We start from the raw sequence: 22,305 nt of genomic DNA, 5'->3' as shown, positions 1-22,305 counted from the left end.
GGTGGCTGACATTACGTATGTGCGCACGAAGAAAGGCTTTGTGTATGCCGCATTTGTCACCGACGTTTACTCCAGGCGGATCGTTGGGTGGGCGCTATCGGACTCGATGCGCACCAAGGCTTTGCCGCTGCAAGCACTCAATCAAGCGATTGTGAGTGCGAGGGAAACAACAGGTCTTATTCACCATTCGGATCACGGCTCACAGTACGTCAGCGTTGTCTACAACGAGCGAGGTGCCCAGCACAGGATTACCGCTTACACCGGGACTGTCGGTAACTGATATGACAATGCTCTAGCTGAGAACGTGAACGGCCCCTCACAAAAATGTGCTGATTCATACCAGAAGCTGGGATGACGTTGTCGAGGTAGAAATCGCGACCTTCGAATGGGGGGTCATGGTGGAACTAGACCAGATTGCATCAAAGCTTGGGATACCGCACCCCGGTCGAGGTTGAAGACGCGTTGTGGGAACAAGATGAGTCCCGGGAAACAATAGAAAATAGGGTAAATGCCTAGGAACAAACCCCAGGACACTTCAAGTGCAATGTTTGAATTAAAGTTCCACTGTCCCATTTCACACTGTAAAGGCTACAGTTACAGTGTGAAAGTGTCTAGTGCTCTCAGGGTGCTTTTGCACTGTGGTGTGCACTGTTATTCAGTATTGTTTCAGTGTTGGTGCCGGGATGATAACTTGGTGTTCTTACCAGTGTTTTTGTGGCTGCAGGCGTCTTCGGCGAAAGTGAATATTCCGATTTGCGAGTGCCAATATGTCATTGATAGACCCTAAACTCAGGTCACAGTGTAAAACGACAGTGCAAAACTGGCTTACACTGTAAAACGCACACTGTAAATCACGGTCTGAAAATTGCAGTCTGGAAATTGCACTGTGGCTCCGCAGCGTGAGCTCGGTACGGGCCGCGGCCGTGATGGCAGGGCTCGCTATAGCAAGCAGAAACCTCTAGCTAGCAGAGTTGGCCAGCAAGCCCCAGCACCGGCGGCGCCCTGTTACTAGCAGTGAGTGGGTTTTAAGCCGACAGCTGGCGTGGAATAACCTTGCCGGTGGCGTTACGTGGCAGCTCATCAACAAAATGCACGTCGCGCGGCACGGAATGCTCCGCTAAACGGGTGCGCACCCATTCGCGGACATCGTCGGCAGAAATTTCCGGCCCGTCTGGATCTTTTACGATCCATGCTGCAATGCGGCTAAACGTCTCGTCGTCGTCGACACCCTTGGAATAGTGATCAGCAATGCCAGGCATAGTATCGAGCACGTTATCCACCGACGATGGGTAGACGTTTTCGCCGCCGACGATGATCATTTCATCAGCGCGGCCCAATACGTGCAGCATGCCGTCGTTGTCGATATAGCCGAGATCGCCGATGGATTGCAGCATGCCGATGCGGTCTAGTTTGTGCTTCGGATTGGTGTATCCGACCATCGTGGTCGCGTTGCGCAGATAAATTTTGCCAACCTTGCCACGGGGGACTTCCTTGCCGTCGCCGTCCAAGATTTTTAGCAGGGTGCCGTTGGCGATGGAACCGCCCACGGTGGGGTCCTCGGCGATTTGCTGTGGCGTCGCGGCACTGGCCAAGGTGAGCTCGGTGGAACCATAAATATTAGCCAGAATTGGGCCGAAACGCTCGATGGTATCCGCTGCCACCTGGGGAGTTAGCGCGTGGCCGGAGGAAGCGATGACCTGCAACGAGGAGGTGTCGTAATCCCAGGTGTTGTCGAGCGTGACCATCGATTTATAGAACACTGGCGACGAGATCAATACCTCGCAGCGGTGCTCTTGGATATCGTTGAGGCAGGCTTCGGCATCAAAAATGCGCCGTGTGACCACCGTGGAACGTAGCGCGAAGGCAATGTTGAGCATCGCCCAACCCCAAGTGTGGAAAATCGATGCTGTCATTTGCACGGTTTGGTTGGTTTTCCAGGGGACAGCATCCAGGATTGTGCTTAACACCGTGGGCAGTTTTGGCTCAGGCCGCGCAATACCTTTTGGCACGCCGGTAGTGCCCGAAGACATCAAGACGATATTGCCGTGCTTTGGAAAGCGAGGCAGCTTTTGCTCGATGTTGCGCTTGACGATCTCGGCTAAAGCCAGGTGCTCTCCGGTGTCTTCGCCGCCTTCGTGGCCGATGACCACGTGCAAGTTGGTGGCGGCCGCAGAGCCAGGTTGCGGCAGGCGGTCTGCAAATTCGCTGTCGATGACCAGCACATTGATGTCGTTCTCTTCAATGCAACCAGCGAGTTGTTCAGATGAAGAACCAATATTGAGCAAATAGATTGTTGCCCCGGCATAGCCCTTGGCAACCAGCGGGGTGACGATGCCACGCCCATTGCGTGCCATGATGCCCAGACGGATTTCGTCGACTGGCAGCTGATGTAGGTAACGGGCAAAAGTAGTGGCCTGTTGCTGCAGATCGCGGTAGGTCATGGTGCCTTCGTCGTCAAGCAAGGCAGGGCGATCCGGGCAAATGAGTGCCGCTTGTTCGATCTCGCGGGCAGTGCTTAGCCAATAACGTGCGACGATGCCTGGGGTGTGTAGCAGCGCGCGTGGGTTGTCGCCGGGGGCAATGATCCCGGTTCGCAGCAATGTAGGAACTAGTTTTGCTAGCCCCTTGCCGTTGGTAGCGAGGTATTCCAGCCGGTCGCGCAATGACACAAAATCACACCTTCAATAATCAGAACACAAAAATTAATGAGCACACGGAGCAGGTGGCAATAAGATTCAGACAATAAAGCCTAGACATTAGAGCCTTGGGTGAGTCTGAGTAAAGCCGAGTGGCACCCGAGTAATACTTTTCATTTAGAAACTTACACCATAACTATCGTCACTCTAATTAGTTTTCGTTACATCGTGCAGCGCGCGAAATGAAACTTGCTAGTAGATGAAGCATCAGCGGCATCGAAGGCATTTCTGTAATATCAGATATATGACATATCAAGAAAATCTTATTGAAAATGATGATCAATCAAGCGGCGGTGCAGATTCACAAACCGTGAAGGGCGTCATCGCGCGCTCGAAGGGTGCAGAAGTCGAGACTGTCGACATTGTCATCCCGGCTCCAGGTGCACATGACGTCGTTGTTGCCGTGAAAACTTGTGGTATCTGCCATACCGATCTGGCTTACCGCGATGGCGACATTGAAGACGCCTATCCATTCCTATTGGGCCACGAAGCTACTGCAGTCGTCGAATCCATCGGCAGCGAAGTTTCCCACGTCAAAGTTGGCGACACCGTCGTATTGAACTGGCGCGCTGTGTGCGGCGAATGCCGAGCCTGCAAGAAGGGGCAGCCACGTTACTGCTTCGATACCCACAATGCTTCCAAGCCAATGACGCTTGCCGACGGCACCGAGCTCACCGCAGCTTTGGGTATCGGCGCTTTGGCAGAAAAGACACTGGTACACGAAGGGCAGTGCACCGTGATTGATTCGGAGGCCGACGCTGCTGCTTCTGGCTTGCTGGGCTGCGGCGTTATGGCCGGCTTGGGAGCGGCCGTGAATACCGGTGAAGTTACTCGTGGTGAATCCGTGGCTGTTTTCGGCGTCGGTGGCGTCGGCATGGCAGCTATCGCTGGTGCCAGCTTGGTGGGCGCACGCAAAATCATTGCGGTGGACCTGGATGCGCAGAAGCTCGAGCGTGCCCGCGAAGAATTCGGTGCGACCCACACGGTGGATGCCAGCGGCAAATCGGAAGAAGAAGTTATTGAAGCAGTCCGCGAACTCACCGATGGCTTTGGTCCTGATGTCACCATCGATGGTGTAGGCATCCCAGCTACCACCCGACAAGCTTTCTACTCCCGTGATCTTGCCGGACGCATGGTCATGGTGGGCGTTCCTGGGCCAGATGCGAAATTCGAGGTTCCAGCTATTGATTTCTTCTCTCGCGGCGGCGCATTGAAGCCATCCTGGTACGGCGATTGCCTGCCAGAGCGTGACTTCCCGTTGTACGCTGATCTGGCTAAGCAGGGACGCTTCCCACTGGACAAATTCGTTGACGAACGCATTACCCTGAATGATGTAGAGAAAGCATTCGCAACCATGAAGGCAGGCAAAGTCCTGCGCAGCGTAGTAGAGGTGTAACACATGCGTATTGACCATCTAGTGACTTCTGGAAAGTTCAAACTCGACGGCAATGAATGGGATGTCGACAACAACGTCTTCATCGTCGGCGACCAGGATTGCTGGATCATCGACCCTTCGCATGAATTCGATACCATCGTCGGTGCCGTGGAAAACCGCAACGTCAAAGGCATTATTTTGACGCATGGTCACAGCGATCACGTCGATATTGCCCCGCAGGTCGCGGATCATTTCGGGGTGGAAATGTACATGCACCCAGATGACGAGATGCTGTGGGAGGAAGCTAACGGCGATCGTTCATTCGCCCGGCTTGCCGACGGCGACACCTTCGACGTAGAAGGCAGCACGCTGAAGGTTCTCCACACCCCGGGACACTCACCAGGTTCCTGCGTGTTGTACTGCGAAGACGAAGCAAAGATCTTTGCCGGCGATACCCTGTTTTCTGGTGGCCCAGGTGCAACCGATAAGAAGTATTCGGATTTCGGGACCATCATTGAGTCGCTGAAATCCAAGGTATTCACCCAGCCGGACGAAACTAAGGTCTTGCCCGGCCACGGTGATTTCACAACCGTCGGTGAAGAATTCTCGCGCCTCGACGAATACATCGAGCGCGGCTATTAAGCACTATGAGCGCTGGATGCACTTACGTCCAACGCTCATAGTTCCGCGGTTATTGGGAGCACAGCCCGATGACTATTGTGAGACGTCAGCAGCTGAAGTTTTTGTGCTGCTGGCGTCTTTATCTTTATCGTCTTTTTTCCGCAGACCCAGAATCAGCACAATGATGATCAACGCCACGAGCACGATGATCGCTAATGTGAGGTCAGACAAGTGCGCAAACTGCATGACCCATTCCTGAATACGTGCTTGCGCGTCGGTGCTTAGCGGCCCGCCCCAGGCCGAGGTGCCGTGGCTGAAGATGAACAAGAAGCCGATGGCAATAAATAACGCACCGGAGATCATGGAAACCAGGTGGGTGGTAAACGGGCCGATTTTGATTGGCTTTGGGCGCATCTTCGTGCCCAAGTCCATCTTTTCCCACAATAAGGCGAGAACGAACAGTGGGATGGCCATGCCGACGGCATACGCTGCCATGATCGCCGCGCCGTACCAGACAGATGCGGAAACTGCAGCGGTGGTCAGCACCGCACCCAGCAATGGGCCGGCACAGAAACCAGCAAAACCATAAACTGCACCTAGAAAGAAGACTGAGCCAGGGCCGGAACCTTTGGCTTTCGACGAGAGGTTAGAAAAGGGCAGGCTGAATCCTCCACCAAAGAAAGTGTAGATGCCGAGCGCAATAATGATGATTCCGCCAATCAGGATGATCGTGGACCGATGATCAACCATGAACGCACCAATGCTGCCTACACCCGCCCCAATAGGCACCAGAACGGTGATGAGACCAGCCAAAAAGATTAAAGTCTTGAATACCAAATGGCGGAGTGAATCGAAGGCATAAGCGAAAAATGCTGGTAGCAGTAATGCTGAGCACGGGCTGATCAGCGAGAGCACTCCCGCGAGCAATGCACCAAAAAGACCAACTTCAATCATCTATCAGCTCAACCTCTCTACTTGGATTTCGGGTGAGGCACGGTGCCGTCGGCAACTTTGGCTAGCTGGCGGTAAACCTCATCTTCGAAAACTTCGTAGGGCTGTGCGCCAGAAATGAAGCGATCACCAAGAATAAATGCTGGGGTACCGCGCATGCCGATGGACGATGCGTAGTGCAGAGCCTGGCGCACTACATCGCGGTATTCCTCGTTTTCGATTTCTGTGCGGAATTTCTCCAGATCTTCTATGCCAGCCTCTTTGGCAAAACGCACATAGTCAGCAACGTCATAGCCAGGGTGGCCGCCGGTCTGGTTGTCGTAGGTGTTGTTGTAGAGCACATCATGGAATTCATAGAACTTACCCTGGTTACCAGCGGCGCGGCCTGCCTGCGCGCCAGTTTCCGCATGTGGGCCATTAACCGGCAAGTCATTCCATTCGATGCGCAGCAGACCAGTGTCCACGAACTTTTCTTTCAACTTCGGAGCGGTCTCAACCGCGAATCGGGTGCAGAAAGGGCATTCAAAATCGGAAAATTCTGACAGCACCACCGGTGCATCGAGAGCGCCCATTGCAAAAGGATCTTCGGCATTACGACGATGCACGTTCAAAATGTCGTCATTCGATGTGATCTCGGCACCAGGACCGATGATGGTTGGATCCGGGGAATTTGGTCGTGAGAAATCCGTGCCGGGCTCTACCTGTTTGGCGAGCTCGCGGGCTTGTTCTGGGGAGTATTCACCACCTGGCATAGGAGTCGACTGCGAATCCGAATTACCAGACTGTGCGGAGCTTGGGGCCTGTGGGCCGTGCATCGCATCTTGGCCACCGGCGCTCATGGATTCATCGTCGCCAGAGCGAACCACAGCGACAACAATGAGCACGGCCAGCGCCACTACCAGGGCGACTAACGTCCAGAGAAGCGCGGGCTTGCGCTGGAAAGCGTTACGTGAAGAGGACATTTCAACCTTCGTCTATCGGGAACTGACAGGCGGGTTGGGCCTGCGAGCACATTAATCTTCCCGTGCTGCGCGCTCTAAATAAGAGCCATAGCCGGACTTGATTAATGGTTGCGCTAAGTCCAACAATTCCCGGGCGCTAATAAATCCCTCTCGGTAGGCAGAAACTTCCGGGGATCCGATGATAACTCCGGTGCGTTTTTGTAAAACCTCCACGTACGCTGCAGCTTCGGACATCGAGTCCACGGTTCCTGTGTCTAACCACACATCTCCGCGTTGCATCCGTTGCACAGATAATTGCCCCCGGTAGAGGTATTCCTCGTTGATTGCTGTGATCTCAAGTTCGCCGCGCGCCGAAGGCTTGATCGATTTGGCGATCTCTACGACTGAGTTGTCGTAAAAATACAAGCCGACCACAGCATAGGGTGACGTTGGGTTGGCCGGTTTTTCTTCGATGGACAGGGCACGGCCTGCTGGAGAGAACTCGACGACGCCGTAACGCTGCGGATCAGCAACTTCATAGGCGAAAATAATTCCCCCTTGGGGATCATGGCATTGTGGCAGCGCCCCAGAAAATCCATGACCATCGAAAATATTATCCCCGAGCACCAAAGCAACGTCGTCATCGCCAATGAAGTCTTCGCCGATCAAAAATGCTTGCGCCAGCCCCTCTGGACGCGGTTGAATCTCATAATCCAACAGCAGCCCCCATTGCGATCCGTCGCCAAGCAAACGCTGAAAAGCAGGCGCATCTTCTGGGGTGGTGATGATCAGAATTTCCCGAATCCCGGCCTGGATTAGCGTAGACAGCGGGTAGTAGATCATCGGCTTGTCGTAGATCGGCATAAGCTGCTTAGAAATCCCCTGCGTAATCGGGTACAGCCGCGTGCCGGAGCCGCCTGCCAGGATGATGCCTTTCATAGCCACCTATGTTGCCAGATACAGCGCGAGGCTGGCGCGCCAATTGCTGGGCTGAAAACCAGTGGCTTTGATTTTGCTTAGGTCCAGGGTGGATTCTGCCGGTCGGGCGGCCTGGTCCCGGCCGTATTCTGCGCTGCTAACCGGGGTGACATCAGCAGGGTCGCCACCGCAGCCAATGAAAACGGCCATGGCGATCTCATCCCGCGAAGCCGTGTCGCCATCCGAGCTCAAGTTGTACACGCCATAAGGAGCACAGGTATCTAACAAATGCATGATGCCCCGCGCCAGATCTCGGGCGTCCGTTGGCCGACCGCGCTGGTCGCAAACCACCTTGGGCTTTTTTCCGGCACGGGCGAGAGCAGCCATGGTGGCAATGAAATTTCTGCCATCGCCAAAAACCCAAGAGGTACGCACCACGTAATGCCGCGGGGTTGTCTGCGCTGCGGTATCTCCGGCGGCTTTGCTAGCACCATAAGCAGACAGCGGGGAAGCGATTTCATCTTCTCCGTGGATCTCGTGCTGGCCGTCGAAGATATAATCCGAGGACACATGCACCAAAGTCAGGTTGTGCTCGTTAGCGATTGTTGCCAGTTTGGCTGGGGCAGCAGCGTTGACGGCCCAGGCGCCAGCCCGGTCGGTTTCGGCACCGTTGACGTCGTTATAAGCAGCGGTATTAATGATCGCTTGGTACTGTCGCCAGTCTCGAGCCGGAGGAGCAGTGATGTCGAACTCCGTGCGTGAACAGAACTCCACATGATTGTGGTTCCGCAGGGCGTCGCGCAACGCCTTTCCTAGTTGCCCGTCGGCACCGGTCACCAGAATCTTCCGGGGTGGCATCGGGGTAGCGTCGGCAAGCTGCGGATGCTGGCGATCTTTGGCGGAGATTTCGCTCGGCTCCAGCGGCCAATCGATCATGTCCAGGTTCACGCTGGTGTAGCTGGCCTCGGGGGAATAGTGGTCATTAACCAGGTAAGTGTAGCTGGTGGCGTCGTGCAGAGCTTGAAAACCATTCGCGACGCCCCGGGGAACAAAGACCGCCGTATCTGGTTCGATGCGCTGCGTGACGGTTGCGCCGTACGTCGGTGAGTCTGCACGCAGATCACACCAAGCACCAAACACAGCACCGGTGGCTACAGAGACGAATTTATCCCACGGTTCAGCGTGTAAACCGCGGGTGACACCGGCTTTTTCGTTAAACGAAATATTGTTTTGTACTGGCCCGAAATCAGGTAAACCCGCGGCGACGAAAGCTTGCCGCTGCCAGTTTTCTTTAAACCACCCGCGGGCATCTTTATGCAGGTCGAGATTGATAATCAGCAGGCCATCGATGTCCGTGGTGCGTACTCGTGCACCACGATGCTCTGGTGTCATATTCGCTGTCACTGCTTATTGCCCTCGCTTCGCGTAATTGTTTTCCACTGCTTCTTTCGTGTCTTGCCACCACGTGCGGTGGCTGCGGTACCAGTCGATCGTGCTCTCCAAACCCGCCCGCAAATCAGTGTAGTGTGGCCGCCACCCCAGCTCTTCAGTGATTTTTCCGGGGTCGATGGCATAGCGTTGGTCGTGTCCCGGGCGGTCGGCGACGTGTTCGAAGCTTGTGGCGCCATCGCTGCCCATGAGCTCACAAATGAGCTGGATTACCGAGAGATTGTTGGCTTCGCCGTATGCGCCAATATTGTAAGTCTCGCCAATCTTGCCACGTTCTAGGATTGCGTGCACCGCTCGATTGTGGTCGTCGACATGAATCCAGTCGCGTACTTGTGCACCCGTGCCGTAGAGCTTCGGCGTGCGCCCAGACAGAATATTGGTAATTTGCCGGGGGATGAATTTCTCTATGTGCTGGTAAGCGCCATAGTTATTGGAGCAGTTCGAGATTGTTGCGCGGATGCCGAAGGAACGCACCCAAGCACGGACCAGGTGGTCGGAACCGGCTTTGGTTGCAGAATAAGGGCTGGAAGGCCGGTATGCGGTGGATTCGGTGAATTGCTCGCCGGAATCGAGTGCGAGATCACCGAAAACCTCGTCGGTCGAGATGTGGTGAAAACGCTTATCGTACTTCCGCACCGCCTCGAGCAGGCAATACGTGCCGACGATGTTGGTCTGCACGAACGGTGATGGGTCGCGCAGAGAATTGTCATTGTGGGATTCGGCGGCAAAATGCACCACGGTGTCCGCACGTTGCACTAGCTTGTCGACGAGCTCCGCATCAGCGATATCGCCAACTACAAGTTCGCAGTCAATTCCATTCAGGTTGGCGCGGTTGCCGGAATAAGTCAGTTTATCCAGCACGATTACGTGGATTTCGGGATACAGTTTGCGGGTTAGGCGCACGAAATTGGTGCCGATGAACCCGGCTCCGCCGGTGACAAGCATGGTGGACATGCCACTAGTTTAAGGCAGGTCCGATAGCTGGCAAGGGATAGTAGAAAGTTCGGCAAGGCCTGGCAGGACCTGGCATGGCGGGGCCTTGCCGAGCATGGCATGACAAAAAATCACTAGCCGTGCAATGCACAAAGACCACAATCACCGGGTGCCTGGCGATTGTGGTCTGCTGAATCAGCGATGCTATTTGATGCTGTTCCTAGCGCTGGTTCTGGTCTTATTGCTTATTGCTCGATGCCGAATGCGTTTGCAAAGGTTGGCCAGGAGGTGCGCAGGTCATCCTGCCAGTAGGACCAAGTATGGGTGCCAACTGCTGGCTTGTGGTGATGCACCGGAATGCCCAAGTGGTTCAGCTTGGCCACGAAGCGGTGGGTGCAGGCGTTGGTGACAGCTTCGATACCGCCGCCGGCGATAGCAAGGTTGGCCTGGTTGGCTGACAGAGCTTGTTCTGGGATGCCCTGTGCGCGCAGACCTTCTGCAGTCTCGCGTTCACCAATCAAACCGGTGGCGTTAGAAACGTAGATCGCGGTGCCACGCAGGAATTCAGCCTGTAGCAGGGCGTCGTTTTCCAGTGCGCGTTGGGAACCCATTGGGCCCCAGACCTGATCTGGGTGTGCACCGCCGCGGTTGACGGTTAGCCCGACAGCAGCGCGTCCCATCGGGGAGTTGGTTTCGGCACAACCCGAGAACGAGCCGGTGGCGTCGAACATGCCTGGGTTGTGAGCGGCTAGCAGAAGCGAGCTGGTGGCAGACATCGACATGCCAGCAATGCCGCGCTTACCGTTTGCGCCCAAGTAGTTCTCGATTGGTCCTGGAAGCTCGTTGATCAGGAAGGTCTCCCACTTCTGTGGGCCCTGCAGGTACTTGCTACCGGTAGGGGTTTCGTTCCAGTCGGTGTAGTAAGAAAACGCACCGCGCATAGGGATAACGACATTGATGTTCTTTTCCAGGTAGAAATCAACCGCATCCGTTTGAACAATCCAGTTGGCGGACTGCTCGCCACCACCGGCACCATTAAGCAGGTACAGGGTTGGGCGTGGGCCAGCCGATTCATCAGCCTTGATGGTTACGACCGGGATCTTCCGATCCATGGAAGGTGAGTAGACCGTGACTTCTTGTACGCGGTTGCCCTTTTCTGCAATGACTTGACGCCAAGATTCGTCGTCGAATTCTGCTGGCAGGATTTCCTCGCTGACAGTGCCAGCCGGAATGGTGTTCTCGGCGGCTGGCTGCTGAACAGCACCTTGAGCGATGCCAGCTTGTGGGGCCGGTTGGGCAATGCCAGATACCGGGGTCAGCGCCAATGTGCTGATTGCAGCGGCGGCAACGGCGACGTTGCGAAGTTTCATGCGTGATCCTTACACAGTGTGAAAACTTAAACGGTGAAGACTTAAACGTGGAAACGTAAAACTCAATAACAGTTGGATAGTAGCTTAGCGTATGGCGAGTATTAGGAACATGTCTTCCGCTACTCGCGTGTGCTATTGAATCTGTCGTCCTAAGCGGGTTCTTTGTTACTGAACTGTTCTGATACTGCGCTGTTGTGTTACTGCGCGGTTTTATTACTCCGCTGTTAAGACGCTGTTAAGAGTTTGTCAGGCAAAAGGGCATGACCAAAAATGTTTCGAGCAAAATTCTTGCAGTTGGGGTGGGCCTGGAATAGGCTAAATTTTGCTTCACCCAGAGGGTGCCGTTTTCTGTTTTTCTGCAGCCTTTTGTATTTTCCAGGCAGCTCCGTAGCCAATTAGCTCCGTAGACAATGCGGACACGACGTTGCCGATGGTGCACAGGATGTAGAAAATTCTTCGACCTGAATCAGACCTGACCCAGACCTGAAAGAGTATTGACAATGCAGCTAGATAACCTGATCGTGATGTCCAACAACTTCTTCGGCCCAGCTATCCACGAGTTCTTTGCTGGTTTTGCAAAATTGAGCGCAGTACTGCACCTGATTTAATTCCTGCAGTTCGCGGCCAGCGGATTCTGGTTGTTGCAGCAACGACGAAGATTAACAACCGCCGAGATTCGCAACGACCACTATTAGCTAGGGCGAAGCCTGGCGGCGAACGTAATTAGGCACCTGCGGTAGCTCCGGTAGACTCTCGGAATTTCTTCCCGCGGGTGCTTTCACATGTCTGCAGGGATTACGTATGCTGGAGACCGTGACTAAAGAACATTATGATCTCGTTGTACTCGGCGCCGGACCAGGTGGATATGTTGCCGCCATCCGCGCTGCCCAGCTAGGTAAGAAAGTTGCTGTCGTCGAAAAGCAATACTGGGGCGGAGTCTGCCTCAATGTTGGTTGCATCCCTTCGAAGGCGCTGCTGAAAAACGCTGAGGTTGCCCACACTTTCAACCATGAGGCCAAAGATTTCGGCATCTCCGGTGACGTTTCTTTCGACTTCCCGACTGCGCACAAGCGTTCGCGCAAAGTCTCGAAAAAGATCGTCGGTGGCATCCACTATTTGATGAAGAAAAACAAGATTCAGGAAATCAATGGCCTGGGTCATTTCAAAGATGCCAAGACCATCGAAGTGAAAGAAGGCGACGACGAGGGTAAAACCCTGACCTTTGACGACTGCATCATCGCGACCGGTTCCGTCGTTAAGACTCTTCCTGGCATTGAGCTGGGTGGAAATATTGTCTCTTATGAAGAGCAAATCCTGGATGAAAATGCGCCAGAATCCATCGTAATTGTGGGTGCTGGTGCCATTGGCATGGAATTTGCCTATGTTCTGGCAAACTACGGCGTGGACGTCACCGTCGTTGAATTTATGGACCGGGTACTTCCAAACGAAGATGCGGATGTATCCAAGGAGATTGCTAAACAGTACAAGAAGCTTGGCGTGAAGCTGCTGACCAGCTATAAGACCACCGCTGTGAAAGACAACGGCGATAACGTCACCGTTGACGTGGAGTCTAAGGATGGCAAGAAGCAAGACACGCTGACCGTCGATCGCTGCCTGGTTGCGGTTGGTTTTGCCCCACGGGTGGAGGGCTATGGCCTGGAAAACACCGGTGTGGAACTGACCGAGCGAGGCGCTATTGCAATCGACGAGCGTATGCGTACCAACGTGGACGGTATTTACGCCATTGGCGATGTTACTGCGAAGCTGCAGTTGGCTCACGTTGCTGAAGCACAGGGTGTAGTTGCTGCCGAGACCATCGGCGGAGTGGAAACCCAGGAATTGGGCGATTACCAGATGATGCCACGTGCAACTTTCTGTAACCCACAGGTCGCTTCCTTTGGTTACACCGAAGAAGCAGCGAAGGAGAAGTGGCCGGATCGCGACATTAAGGTTGCCACCTTCCCGTTCTCTGCAAACGGTAAAGCGCTTGGCCTAAATGAGTCTGCAGGTTTCACTAAGCTCATCGCTGACGGCGAGTTTGGCGAGCTGCTCGGCGCCCACTTGGTTGGTTCCAATGTTTCCGAGCTGCTGCCACAATTGACTCTTGCGCAGCGCTTTGACCTGACCGCGGGCGAAATTGCGCGCAACGTGCACACGCACCCAACGTTGTCCGAGGGTATGAAAGAAACCGCGCACGGCGTTGCTGATGGCCACATGATTAACCTCTAAAGGCCTGTCGCTTAAAGAAAGCCTTACGGCCGCCCTACCGTTCTTGTTGACGGTAGGGCGGTCGTTTTCTTATGGGGTACTGTCCGAAAGTTTGACGCAGTATGGGTGAATGCTGGCTAGCTAAAAAATTGCTGTGTGTAAAGTCACATATCTTGCGGTTGAGTGATGGGCTCAGGTTGGCTTGCAGCTAAGGGTCGTGGCAGTAGCGATATTGTTGTTGCCGTTTAAGCCAAGCCTCACATAAAGCACCCCCGAAAACGTGACCGAAGAAGGCTAAAAACGCACCCAGCACGGTATTTTGGTTCGCGTCAACACCCCCGATCACCGTATGGTTAAAGCGACAATGGAGGTGCCATGACAATAAAGAATCCTGATCGTGAGGCAATCGCTCACGGAAAAATCTCAAACGAAAAAATTCGTGAATCGCCAGTAGTGCCAACTTGGGCCATCAAGCTGATTATGGCGATCACTGGCCTGTTGTTTGTGCTGTTCACGCTCGGACACATGGCTGGAAACTTGAAGCTCTACGCTCCAGCACATGATGGTGTACCGGCGCTAGATGAATACGGTGAGTTCCTTCGTAGCCTTGGTTCGCCATTGCTGCCGGAAGAAGCTTTCCTGTGGGGCTTCCGTCTCGTCTTGTTGACTGCGCTGATTCTGCACGTTTGGGGTGCATTTGCCCTGATCAGCCGCGCAAAGCAATCCCGCGGTAAGTTCAACCGCACCAACCTGATGGGCGGTGTAGATTCCTTCGCTACCCGCACCATGCTGGTTACCGGACTGTTCCTTCTGCTGTTCGTCTGCTTCCACTTGCTGGACCTGACTTTGGGAGTTGCACCAGCGGCGACCGAACAGTTCGTACACGGTGAAGTTCACGCCAACATGGTGGCTACCTTCAGCCGGTGGCCAGTCACCCTCTTCTACGTGGTTGCCATGTGCTTGCTGTTCCTGCACATGTCTCACGGTATTCGCTTGGCCGTCTCGGACTTGGGCATCACTGGCCACAAGTGGCGTCAGACCTTCGTCGTGATTGCTTATGTCATTCCAGCAGTGGTTGTCATCGGCAACATCGTCATGCCTTTGTCCGTCCTGTTTGGTTGGGTGAGCTAGAACCTCACCAAGCGCTGACACAGTTCACGCGCCGCTAAAGTTCTAACCAGATCGGAAAGATAGATTATGAGCAACACAGATACTTCGACTCGTAAAGAGTTCCGCCAGCCAGACTCTATTGTCGATGGGGTCACCCCGGGCGACATCCTGGAAAACGCGGAACCAAAAGGCGTTCCTATGCGGGACATGTGGAATTACCACAAAGACCACATGAACCTGGTTTCTCCACTGAACCGCCGCAAATTCACAGTCATCATCGTCGGCACCGGCCTTTCCGGTGGTGCAGCTGCCGCAGCCCTCGGTGAGCTGGGCTATGACGTGAAGGTTTTCTCTTATCACGACTCACCTCGTCGTGCGCACTCCATTGCAGCACAGGGTGGTGTGAACTCTGCTCGTGGTAAGAAGGTCGACAATGACTCCGCATACCGGCACGTGAAAGACACGGTTAAGGGCGGAGACTACCGTTGCCGTGAATCTGACTGTTGGCGCTTGGCGCTGGAGTCCGGTCGCGTTATCGACCACATGAACGCCATCGGTGCGCCGTTTGCTCGTGAATACGGCGGAACCCTGGCCACCCGTTCCTTCGGTGGTGTGCAGGTTTCCCGAACCTACTACACCCGTGGACAAACTGGTCAGCAGCTACAGCTGTCGACCACCTCGGCTCTGTACCGGCAGATCGGCTTGGGCAACGTCGAGATGTTTGCACACCATGACATGCAGGACATCATCGTCCGCGAAGTTGATGGTGTGAAACACTGCGATGGCATCGTCACCCGCAACCTGATTGACGGCGAGATTAAGGCCTTCACCGGTCACGCGACCGTCATCGCAACCGGTGGTTACGGCAACGTTTACCACATGTCGACGCTGGCCAAGAACTCAAACGCAGGCGCCATGATGCGTGCGTATGAGCGTGGCGCTTACTTGGCATCACCTGCTTATATTCAGTTCCACCCAACTGGCCTGCCGGTCAACTCCACCTGGCAGTCGAAGACGACACTGATGTCGGAATCGTTGCGTAACGACGGTCGTATTTGGTCGCCAAAGAAAGAAGGCGACGACCGCGACCCGAACTCCATCCCAGAGGACGAGCGCGATTACTTCCTGGAGCGTCGTTACCCAGCCTTCGGCAACTTGGTTCCGCGTGACGTGGCTTCTCGTGCACTGTCGCAGCAGATCAACGCCGGCCTAGGCGTAGGTCCAATGCAGAACTCCTGCTACCTGGATTTCCGCGATGCTATTGAGCGTCTGGGTAAGGAAACCGTGCGTTCGCGCTACTCCAACCTCTTCCAGATGTACGAAGAGTCCATCGGTGAGGACCCATATGAGACTCCGATGCGCATTGCGCCGACTTGCCACTTCACCATGGGCGGTTTGTGGACCGACTTTAATGAAATGACTTCGATCGACGGCTTGTTCGCTGCGGGTGAAGCTTCGTGGACCTACCACGGCGCTAACCGTCTGGGAGCGAACTCGCTGTTGTCGGCATCGGTTGATGGCTGGTTTACCTTGCCGTTCACGATTCCGAACTATTTGGCTGAGCACCTTGGCGAAGAGAAGCTGGCAGAGGATTCTGCAGAGGCTCAGGAAGTAGTCGAAGAGGTCAAGGATCGCTTAAACCGCTTGATGAGTATTCGAGGCGAGAATCCACATGGTGCGGAGCACTATCACCGCCAGCTCGGCGAGATTCTGTACTGGGGTTGTGGTGTTTCGCGTAACGTCGACGACCTCAAGACCTCCATCGAAAAGATCCGTGAAATCCGTCGTGATTTCTGGGCAAATGTTCGTGTGACTGGCCAGTTGCATGACATGAACCAGGATCTCGAATACGCACAGCGTGTAGCCGACTACCTTGACCTCGGTGAGCTGATGTGCGTCGACGCACTGGATCGCAACGAGTCCGCTGGAGCTCACTACCGCGACGACCACCTTTCCGAAGACGGTGAGGCAGAGCGTGACGACGAAAACTGGTGCTTCGTATCCGCATGGCAGCCAAATGGCCCAGAGAAGTTCATCCGCCACGCTGACCCGCTGTACTTCGACTCGATCCCGCTGATGACAAGGAACTACAAGTAATGAAATTGACACTTGAAGTCTGGCGTCAGGCCGGACCTACGCAAGAAGGCAGCTTCGAGACCGTCCAGGTCGACGACGCCGTCGAGCAGATGTCCATCCTGGAGCTGTTGGACCACGTCAACACCGGACGTATCGAAGACAACAAAGAACCATTTGCATTCGCATCAGACTGCCGTGAAGGTATCTGTGGAACCTGTGGTTTGCTAATCAACGGTCGCCCACATGGGCCAGGCCAGAACACCCCGGCATGCCAGCAGCGTTTGTTCCAATTCAATGACGGCGACACCTTGCGCTTGGAGCCACTTCGCTCCGCAGCCTTCCCCGTCATCAAGGACATGGTTGTAGACCGTTCCGCTTTGGACGACATCATGCACCAGGGCGGCTACGTTTCCATGGATGCCGGTACCGCACCAGATGCCGATACCTTGCTGCAAAACTCCCAGGACAACGAATTGGCACTGGATCATGCAGCCTGCATCGGCTGCGGTGCTTGCGTGGCTGCTTGCCCGAATGGTGCTGCACACTTGTTCACTGGCGCCAAGCTGGTGCACCTGTCTATGTCGCCACTCGGAGCTAAGGAACGCGGTAAGCGCGCCCGTAACATGGTCGATGAGCTGGAGCGAAACTTCGGTGGTTGTTCGCTATACGGCGAATGTGCCGATGTTTGCCCAGCTGGTATCCCGCTGACCGCGGTTTCCGCAGTTACCCGTGAGCGTGCCCGTGCGGCGTTCCGCTCGAAGGACGACTAAGACGAATCAAAAGTGCCGACGCAGCGTGTTATGTACAGCGCTTTTGCTTGTGCACACACGGTTCGGCACCACTTTTGCTGGCAGCAAATCTAGACTAGAGTTGTCACTAGTGATACAGAAGAAAGGCTTTGGCACCCCATGAGCACCAATGAACAAGTAGCGGACTTCGCTGCGGAGACCTACCCAAGCTATTCGCAGGAACTGCACCACAGCTACATCGAGGGCTACAACCCAGTTTCGCTGGGCGCGCCACACTCGTCGCTGCTGCGTAATTCGACTTGGATTGGCATGGGCCTTCTTCTCGGCTTCTTCCCATTCGCTGGCACCCTAATTTGGGGAATCGGCACGGGTATTTGGGATGCCGGTACCGCAGCTAATTACTCCACTATTTTGACCACTATTGGCGCCATTGGTGTTGTTGTTACTTTGGTCGGTGGTTTTGGTTCGATCCACTTTGGTCGCCGGTATTACCGTCAATACGTGAAGGAAACCGGCCGCACCTCCTAACGCGCCTTTCCTGCCAGCCTCGCCCCGCACCTGCTAGATGCCTACCGCGTCTAGGCAGGGCGGGGCTTTTCGTAGTTCGAGACAACGCCCTCAAGAATCCAAGCGGAGACCACGCAGAATATGAATCCCCCGAAACACAGCATCGCCGCTAAACGCACGGCCGCGAAAAGCACCGTCGCTAAAAGCACGGCCCCGAAAAGCACTGCCGCGAAAAGTACTGCTGGCAAAAACGCCTTTGCAAACAGCTCTTCGGTAAACCACGCAGCTGCTAACAATGCTGCACCCACAGACCAGCAACGTGCTCTTGAACTACGCAAACACAAGATATTCGTGACCAGCCTATTGGTGCTGGCTGCTGTGATATTTCTGGGCTGTTCCTGGTGGCAAAGCCAGCCGGGCGATACCCCAGGGTGGGTTGGTTATGTGCGCGCTGCCGCAGAGGCCGGCATGGTCGGTGGCTTGGCGGACTGGTTTGCAGTGACCGCCTTGTTCCGGCACCCGATGGGCCTACCGATCCCGCACACGGCATTGATTCGTAAAAAGAAGGACCAGTTAGGCGATTCGCTGTCGCAATTTGTCGGCGATAACTTTCTCAATGCTGAATTAATCACGTCCAAGGTGCGTGCAGCCAAATTGCCGGAATGGTTGGGGGCGTGGCTAAGCGAACGCGAAAACGCTGAGAAGGTCTCTCGGGAAGTGGGCAAGCTGACCACGAATATTGTTCGAGCCATCGACGCACAAGAGGCCGAAGAACTTATCCAGCGGCACTTGATTGATAAGGCTGCCGAACCGATATGGGGCCCGCCACTAGGACGTATGCTCGACGCTTTGATCGATGAAGGCAAGCTGGAACCAGCTGTCGACGAAGTAGTGACCTGGGCGAAGAGCAAGATTGATGATTCGGAGGAGTCGATTGTCGCCTTAATCAACGATCGCATGCCGACTTGGGCTCCGCGTTTTGCGCGGCAATTGGTGGGAGAGAAAGTTTTCCGCGAGATGGCGTCGTTTATCAGGGAAGTGGAGGCAGACCCGCAACACCCCGCACGGAAGTCCATTCGCAAGGGGCTACGCCAACTGGCGTATGACTTACAGTTTGATGCCACGATGATTAGCCGGGTAGAAGAATGGAAGGCAGAGATCCGCGGTTCACGCGCGGTGAAAGCATTACCGGAAATGTTGTGGGATAAGGCTGCAACAGGTTTGCTGAGCGCTGCCGAAGATCCAGAGTCCACGCTGCGCCAGAAGATCGTGGAACTGTGTGTGCGCTGGGGGGAAAACATCCGTACCGATGTTGAACTGCGTGGTTCGTTGGACCGGCGCATCAACTCTGCAGTGGAGTTTTTGGCGAACAACTATTCTTCGGAAGTCACAGGGCTCATTTCCGAGACAATCGCGCGCTGGGATGCTGATGAAGCCAGCGAAAAAATTGAGCTTATGGTGGGTAAAGATCTGCAGTTTATTCGGCTTAACGGCACCGTTGTTGGTGCGCTGGCTGGCTTGGTTATCTACACTGTCAATCAGCTACTGTTTGGCGCTTAAATAAAGATCACAACCGGGGTGAGCGCCCACCATGTCAACCCCCGCTAGGCACGACCCCAGAGGACGGATGGAGTATCACTATGACTGATAAGCGCAAGCGATTTTCGGCGGACGACATTGTAGATTCGCTCAAACAGACGGGTTCCTCTTTGCGTTCTGTAGCTGGCGAATTTGCGGAAAATGCCGCTCAGAATTATCACGATCGTGATGCCATTGGTACAGCGAAAAACGCAGCGCGCCAAACCGCGCAGGATTTCCGCGGCATTGATAGTTTCGACGATTTGAAAGAAACCGGTGCGAAGCTGTGGAAGCGCGGTAAATACTTGGGCAGCGAATTCGGTTCTGAGTTACGCGATGCCGTCGCGAAAACCCGCGATAGTGAAGCAGTAAGCGAGGCCAAAGAAAAACTGCGTAAGTTCCCTGGGAGGGGGAAAGATGCTGATGCTATGGCGAAAAACAGGCAGCCACGTATTATTGAAGGCGAAGTTGTTGATGTCGACGGCCACAAGCCGGACTAAACCGGTGCCCTGACGCCGGGTGATGGCGCCCGCCATTATCTCGCGCGAATGCGCGTGTGATAATTTTCGCTAGTTAGACTAATCGTATTCCGAGGGACCCCGACACCACATGATTGTTGACGTATTATTGCAGGCTAATTTCGCTGCTGAACAGACCCAGCACTTGGCGCAACTGCCACCTAGCGGGCCGTCGTTAGAGCCTTGGCAGTCTAATCTCTTGTATGGCGTGTTTTGGCTGCAGCAGGGGCTTTATTCCCTGGTGGCCATTGCCGGTTTGGCAGGCGCTATTTCGGCGGCTATGACTCGTGACGACGCCTTTGATGCGGATTCCCGCCAATCAAAGATGGTGTGGGTGGCGATGTTGGCTGCTTCCGCATTTATCGTGCCGATGCCGATTCCGATTTTGCCGTGGGTCGGCATGGTGGTTATCGGTATTTACTGGTTTGACGTTCGCCCTTCGCTCAAAGCCTTGATCAACGGCGAATATCGCTGGGATTAGGCCCGTGCGCTTCGCCTTGTAGCAGCAGATGATGTGGAATTAAAAGATGGAAGAAAACTGGTTACATCAGTTTGTTGCGTGGGATTTTCGTGCCCCGCACGTCGGTTTAGCTGAAGTGCGCAATGGCGTGGCTGCCGCTGTTGCTGCAGGGGTTGGGGCGGTTGTTGTGAGCCCGAATCACGTAGCGATAGCGGCAAAAACGCTAGACAGATACGTGCGGCAACACGGTGGAGATCATTACGACGGCGATGCGGATGAATCATCCGTGTTAACGATCATCACGGCAGTTGGCTTCCCGACGGGGCGCCACCATATTTTGGTAAAAGCATCTGAGGCGCGGCTGGCGGTTTCGCAAGGAGCGCACCGTGTCTGGGCTTGTGTAGACACGAGTAATCCCGACGCTAATGCCCTTCTCAGCGACATGATTAGCCTTCGGGAAGCCGTACCCGCCCCGGCACAACTCGGCGTGGTGGTGCCGGATTATTCCGCGGCGGGCAAGCAGTCTGCACCAGCAGGGCAGCGGTCAGAGCAGCTGGCAGGGGAGGAAACGTGGGATCCCGAAACCCGGCGTGGCGAATTGCTATCTACTTGTGATTTTGCGAAGGTGGACCAACTCGTAGTGACCTCCCAAACGAAGCACCCGGCACCGTGGGCAACGGCGCAGCAGCTGTCTGATCGCATTCCAATAGTTTTGGACATAGGGGCGGGTGCAGAGCTAGCTGAATCCCCGGCTGCTGATTCTTCGTTAGTGGAGTGGCTGGTTGCGGAATCCGCGGATCTTGCAGCCAACAAAAAGGCCCTAGAAAAGGGTCTAGAAAAAGCAGAAACCGCCAAGCAAATCTTGGCGGTAATTCCTGTACCCAGTGGGGCTATTCGTAGAGACTCTTAGCTAGGCAAAACAAGCCTAACAATGCATCTACCTAACTTTTATGGACTAGTGCCGTCGAATTTGCTCCGGCACCCTGTTCAGCGCCCTTGCCCGCACCACCAGGATTGGCCCCCGGCGTTGCGTTGAGCTCTTTGCTCATATCCGAAGGATTCACGTTGCGACCCTCCAGGGTGATTACCAAACCGTGGTCATTGAATTCAATTGCAGTGATATCCAATTGGCCACCGGTAGCCTCGCGCAGGTTTTGGTTCAAGGAATTCGCGATACCGTCAGCGGCGCCTTCCGGGAGTGAAAAGCCCAGGATTTTTGCTTCAGAAGCATCGAAAGAGACATTTCCGTTGTCCCCCACCAGTGGGCGTAGCGTCAGATTCGCAGCGCCGGACAGAAACTTCACGGTGATGGTACCGGCTTCGTGATCCGTTGAAATATCGGAGACCACGAGTTCACCCAAAAATGCGGCGCCGCCGAGTTGCTCCCGCAGTCCCTCTTGGATGGTGTGAGTGAGGTACTCGTCGGGAAGCTCCGAACGGGTGCGCAGGAATTCTGCTTCCCCAGATTCAAGTGCCATGGATTCCATGTGCACGTGCGAGGCGGGCATACCTTTGTAGTTGCCCTCGGCATCCTGCTGCAGCGTGGATGGGGTATCGATGTTGACTTCGCTGAGCTTCCCACCGACCAGGCCGAACAGCACTGGGCTGGAGCCGAAGGAGACTTCTGGGTCTTCGGTCATCTCAATGCCTTGGGCCTCGATGTCTTCACGGAAGCTTGCGCGCAGTTGTTGACCAATGAAATAACGCGCGCCAAATTCCGCCAGCAACACCAGGATCAGCACCGCCACCAAGACGGCGACGATGATTTTCCAGGCAGTTGCGGCGGATGATTGTGCTTTAGAGCTGACTGGGGCTTGAGAGCTAGAAGGCATAGGCACAGTCTAG

The 22,305-nt window shown here is 54.8% G+C and carries 20 protein-coding genes; 12 read left to right on the top strand and 8 right to left on the bottom strand.

Going from position 1 to position 22,305, the window contains the following annotated elements:
* Position 1 precedes the first annotated feature (1 nt).
* Entirely contained in the window at positions 2-280 is a 279-nt protein-coding gene (locus L9H78_RS09210) for a DDE-type integrase/transposase/recombinase (protein WP_249619918.1), read from the top strand.
* A 745-nt stretch (positions 281-1,025) separates the two neighbouring features.
* Here the strand turns inward: L9H78_RS09210 and L9H78_RS09205 are convergent.
* Complete coding sequence (locus tag L9H78_RS09205; RefSeq protein ID WP_249619917.1) at positions 1,026-2,669, bottom strand: AMP-binding protein; 1,644 nt, start codon at positions 2,667-2,669, stop codon at positions 1,026-1,028.
* Positions 2,670-2,940: 271 nt separating this feature from the next.
* Here L9H78_RS09205 and L9H78_RS09200 point away from each other — a divergent pair, with 271 nt between their 5' ends.
* Together L9H78_RS09200 and L9H78_RS09195 are read left to right on the top strand one after the other, a co-directional pair.
* Positions 2,941-4,092, top strand: coding sequence for an S-(hydroxymethyl)mycothiol dehydrogenase (locus tag L9H78_RS09200; RefSeq protein WP_249617751.1), 1,152 nt, complete (start codon positions 2,941-2,943; stop codon positions 4,090-4,092).
* Positions 4,093-4,095: 3 nt separating this feature from the next.
* A complete protein-coding gene (locus L9H78_RS09195) occupies positions 4,096-4,713 on the top strand; it encodes an MBL fold metallo-hydrolase (protein WP_249619916.1) in 618 nt (205 codons plus the stop codon).
* A 72-nt stretch (positions 4,714-4,785) separates the two neighbouring features.
* Here the strand turns inward: L9H78_RS09195 and L9H78_RS09190 are convergent, their stop codons facing one another.
* From L9H78_RS09190 to L9H78_RS09165, 6 genes are all read right to left on the bottom strand, one after another.
* On the bottom strand, positions 4,786-5,646 hold the full coding sequence (locus tag L9H78_RS09190; RefSeq protein ID WP_249619914.1) for a cytochrome c biogenesis CcdA family protein: 861 nt from the start codon (positions 5,644-5,646) through the stop codon (positions 4,786-4,788).
* 17 nt (positions 5,647-5,663) lie between these two features.
* Positions 5,664-6,605 (bottom strand): DsbA family protein, encoded by a 942-nt coding sequence (locus L9H78_RS09185; RefSeq protein ID WP_249617749.1) that lies wholly within the window; start codon positions 6,603-6,605, stop codon positions 5,664-5,666.
* A 51-nt stretch (positions 6,606-6,656) separates the two neighbouring features.
* Entirely contained in the window at positions 6,657-7,523 is an 867-nt protein-coding gene (gene rfbA / locus L9H78_RS09180; RefSeq protein ID WP_249619913.1) for a glucose-1-phosphate thymidylyltransferase RfbA, read from the bottom strand.
* Positions 7,524-7,529: 6 nt separating this feature from the next.
* Positions 7,530-8,894, bottom strand: coding sequence for a dTDP-4-dehydrorhamnose reductase (gene rfbD / locus L9H78_RS09175; protein WP_249619912.1), 1,365 nt, complete (start codon positions 8,892-8,894; stop codon positions 7,530-7,532).
* A gap of 15 nt (positions 8,895-8,909) precedes the next feature.
* Positions 8,910-9,905 carry a dTDP-glucose 4,6-dehydratase gene (gene rfbB / locus L9H78_RS09170; RefSeq protein WP_249619910.1) on the bottom strand — a complete coding sequence of 332 codons (996 nt, stop codon included), beginning with the start codon at positions 9,903-9,905 and terminating at the stop codon, positions 8,910-8,912.
* A 224-nt stretch (positions 9,906-10,129) separates the two neighbouring features.
* Positions 10,130-11,254: an alpha/beta hydrolase gene (locus L9H78_RS09165; protein ID WP_249619909.1), complete on the bottom strand. Its 1,125-nt coding sequence runs from the start codon at positions 11,252-11,254 to the stop codon at positions 10,130-10,132.
* An 813-nt stretch (positions 11,255-12,067) separates the two neighbouring features.
* Here L9H78_RS09165 and lpdA point away from each other — a divergent pair.
* The 9 genes from lpdA (at position 12,068) to L9H78_RS09120 (ending at position 21,370) form a co-directional block, all read left to right on the top strand.
* Positions 12,068-13,483 carry a dihydrolipoyl dehydrogenase gene (gene lpdA / locus L9H78_RS09160; protein ID WP_249619908.1) on the top strand — a complete coding sequence of 472 codons (1,416 nt, stop codon included), beginning with the start codon at positions 12,068-12,070 and terminating at the stop codon, positions 13,481-13,483.
* Positions 13,484-13,837: 354 nt separating this feature from the next.
* Positions 13,838-14,593 carry a succinate dehydrogenase cytochrome b subunit gene (locus L9H78_RS09155; RefSeq protein ID WP_249619907.1) on the top strand — a complete coding sequence of 252 codons (756 nt, stop codon included), beginning with the start codon at positions 13,838-13,840 and terminating at the stop codon, positions 14,591-14,593.
* Between the two features lie 66 nt (positions 14,594-14,659).
* Positions 14,660-16,669 (top strand): fumarate reductase/succinate dehydrogenase flavoprotein subunit, encoded by a 2,010-nt coding sequence (locus tag L9H78_RS09150; RefSeq protein ID WP_419762736.1) that lies wholly within the window; start codon positions 14,660-14,662, stop codon positions 16,667-16,669.
* Positions 16,669-17,418, top strand: a complete 750-nt coding sequence (locus L9H78_RS09145; protein WP_021352824.1) for a succinate dehydrogenase/fumarate reductase iron-sulfur subunit — start codon at positions 16,669-16,671, stop codon at positions 17,416-17,418. Before L9H78_RS09150 ends, L9H78_RS09145 begins: the two co-directional genes overlap by 1 nt.
* Positions 17,419-17,556: 138 nt before the next feature.
* Positions 17,557-17,925, top strand: coding sequence for a hypothetical protein (locus L9H78_RS09140; RefSeq protein ID WP_249619906.1), 369 nt, complete (start codon positions 17,557-17,559; stop codon positions 17,923-17,925).
* 120 nt (positions 17,926-18,045) lie between these two features.
* Complete coding sequence (locus L9H78_RS09135; RefSeq protein WP_249619905.1) at positions 18,046-19,464, top strand: DUF445 domain-containing protein; 1,419 nt, start codon at positions 18,046-18,048, stop codon at positions 19,462-19,464.
* 80 nt (positions 19,465-19,544) lie between these two features.
* Positions 19,545-19,982 (top strand): hypothetical protein, encoded by a 438-nt coding sequence (locus tag L9H78_RS09130; protein WP_249619904.1) that lies wholly within the window; start codon positions 19,545-19,547, stop codon positions 19,980-19,982.
* Positions 19,983-20,091: 109 nt separating this feature from the next.
* On the top strand, positions 20,092-20,481 hold the full coding sequence (locus L9H78_RS09125) for a DUF2516 family protein (RefSeq protein ID WP_249619903.1): 390 nt from the start codon (positions 20,092-20,094) through the stop codon (positions 20,479-20,481).
* Positions 20,482-20,527: 46 nt separating this feature from the next.
* Positions 20,528-21,370: a hypothetical protein gene (locus tag L9H78_RS09120; RefSeq protein WP_249619902.1), complete on the top strand. Its 843-nt coding sequence runs from the start codon at positions 20,528-20,530 to the stop codon at positions 21,368-21,370.
* A gap of 31 nt (positions 21,371-21,401) precedes the next feature.
* Here the strand turns inward: L9H78_RS09120 and L9H78_RS09115 are convergent, their stop codons facing one another.
* On the bottom strand, positions 21,402-22,292 hold the full coding sequence (locus L9H78_RS09115) for an LmeA family phospholipid-binding protein (protein WP_249619901.1): 891 nt from the start codon (positions 22,290-22,292) through the stop codon (positions 21,402-21,404).
* Positions 22,293-22,305 lie beyond the last annotated feature (13 nt).

It is taken from the genome of Corynebacterium pseudodiphtheriticum, from assembly GCF_023509295.1.
GTDB lineage: Bacteria > Actinomycetota > Actinomycetes > Mycobacteriales > Mycobacteriaceae > Corynebacterium > Corynebacterium pseudodiphtheriticum.
This window is presented reverse-complemented; position numbering and strand designations above follow the sequence as displayed.